This is a genomic window from Deinococcus rhizophilus (assembly GCF_030271215.1).
Taxonomy (GTDB): Bacteria; Deinococcota; Deinococci; order Deinococcales; family Deinococcaceae; genus Deinococcus; species Deinococcus rhizophilus.
In genome coordinates, this window is sequence record NZ_JASNGB010000284.1 from 1 (window position 1) to 2177 (window position 2177).

Here is a 2177-nt window from a genome sequence, read left to right on the forward strand (position 1 = left end):
GCTGGCCGGAACGCTGGGCGTGTCGCGGGTCACGGTGCGGCGGGCGCTGGACTGGCTGGCGCAGCGGGAGCTGCTGACCCGGCGGCACGGCAGCGGCACCTTTGTCAACGTGCCGGACCCCGCCCGGCGCCCGCGCCCGCTGGGGCTGCTCAGCAGCTTTTCCGAGGACGTGCGCTCGCGGGGCGGGACGCCGGGGGCGCGGGTCCTGACCTTCGAGGAGGGCCGCCCCACCGGGCAGGAACTGCTGACGCTGGGCCTCTCGCCGGGGGACGCGGTGTACCGCCTGCGCCGGTTGCGGACCGCCGACGGCGAGCCGCTCGCCGTCGAGGAGAGCACCCTGCCCGCCGCGCTGGTGGGCCGGGTGACCCAGGCCGACGTGACCGACGCCAGCCTCTACGCACTGCTGGCCGGGCGGGGCCTCAGCCCGGTGCGGGCGGTGCGGCACCTGCGGGCGGTGAACGCGGGGGAACCGCTCTCGGGCTGGCTGGACGTGGCCCCCGGCGCGGCGCTGCTCGCCACCGAGCGGGTGTCGTGGGCGGCAGACGGTCGCCCGGTCGAGTACGGCCGCGCCCACTACCGGGGCGACCGCTACGACTTCGTGATGGAGCTGCACGCCGGGGGCGCCTCTTGACTCCTCTCACCCGCCCCGCCCGCGTCCTGGGCCTGATGAGCGGCACGAGCGCGGACGGCATCGACGCCGCACTGCTGGAGTTGCCGGGCTGGCCCGTGCTGGGGGCGGGGGGGCGCTTTCCCGGGTTGCCGGGAGGGGTGCCGCGTGGCCGGGTGGTGGGGCACGTCTTCACCCCCTATCCGCTGGAGCTGCGGGAAGCCGTCCTGCGGGCGATACGGGACGAGGCGGACACGGCCGACCTCACCCAGCTCCACTGGTGGCTGGGCGAGGCACTGGCGGAGGCGGCCCGGCCCCTCGCCGGGGACGCGGACCTGATCGCCGCGCACGGGCAGACGGTGGCGCACCACCCCCGGCCCGACCCCGCGCGGGGCTGGGCGCGGCCCGCCACCCTGCAACTCGGGGCGGCGGCGGTGATCGCCGAGCGAACCGGAAAGCCCGTCGTGGCCGACTTCCGCCCGGCCGACCTCGCGGCGGGGGGGCAGGGGGCGCCCCTGGTGCCGTTCGCGGACTGGGCGCTGTTCGGGCAGGCGGGCNCTCGGGGCGGCGGCGGTGATCGCCGAGCGAACCGGAAAGCCCGTCGTGGCCGACTTCCGCCCGGCCGACCTCGCGGCGGGGGGGCAGGGGGCGCCCCTGGTGCCGTTCGCGGACTGGGCGCTGTTCGGGCAGGCGGGCGTGCGCCGGGCGGTTCACAACCTCGGCGGGATCAGCAACCTGACCCTCCTGCCGGGAGAGGACCGGGAAGGAGTGCTCGCCTTTGACACCGGCCCCGCCAACTGCCTGCTGGACGAGGTGGCCGCGCTCGCCGGGCAGAGTTGCGACGAGGGCGGGCGGCTGGCGGCGGCGGGCACCGTCCACCCGGAGACGCTGGCGGCGTGGCTCGCTCACCCCGAACTCCAGACCCCTCCGCCCAAGGCCACCGGGCGGGAGGTCTGGACGCTGGGGCGTCTCCCCTCCCCCGCCGCCCTGTCCGTGCCCGACCTCGCCGCCACCGCCACCGCCTTCACCGCGCGGACGGTCGCGGACGCCTACCGGCGCTGGGTCCTGCCGCGCGGGCTGGACGAGGTGGTCGTCGCGGGGGGCGGGGCGCGGAACCCGGTGCTGCTGGAGGCGCTGCGCCGCGCCCTCTCGCCCGTTCCCGTGGGCACCTTCGCGGAGGTCGGCTGGGCCGGGCACGGCTTCACCGACGCCACCCGCGAGGCCGCCGCCTTCGCCTTTCTGGGCTACGCGCGGGTGCAGGGCTGGCCCAACACGCTGCCGGGAACGACCGGGGCGCGGCGGGCCGTGTGCGCCGGAAGCCTGCTGGCTCCCCCTCCCCCGGACACCGACACCGACACTGACATCGACATCGACATCGACATCGTCCCTCCCCCGGAGACCCCCGCATGACCATCCCACCCGTGACTGCCGCCGCGCCCCCCGCCGACCCCCGCCGCACCGAGGCGGTTCATCCGGGGCATCCCGACCTCGACCGGCTGGGCGTGGACGCGCTGGTGCAGGCGCTGGTGGGCGACCAGCACGCGGCGCTCGCGGCGGTGCAGGCGGCGGC

General features: G+C 77.4%; 2 protein-coding genes and 1 pseudogene. All 3 read left to right on the forward strand.

All coding sequences use genetic code 11. The annotated features are described in order from the left end of the window. Window positions 1–631: GntR family transcriptional regulator (locus QOL99_RS16600; RefSeq protein WP_285525474.1), on the forward strand; the 631-nt coding region annotated here is incomplete at its 5' end. Continuing rightward, a pseudogene (locus QOL99_RS18030) lies at window positions 532–1011 on the forward strand (anhydro-N-acetylmuramic acid kinase); the annotation flags it as partial. The gene QOL99_RS16600 and the pseudogene QOL99_RS18030, both read left to right, overlap by 100 nt. Window positions 1012–1210: 199 nt before the next feature. Further along, window positions 1211–2017, forward strand: coding sequence for an anhydro-N-acetylmuramic acid kinase (locus tag QOL99_RS16610; RefSeq protein WP_285525476.1), 807 nt, complete (start codon window positions 1211–1213; stop codon window positions 2015–2017). Window positions 2018–2177 lie beyond the last annotated feature (160 nt).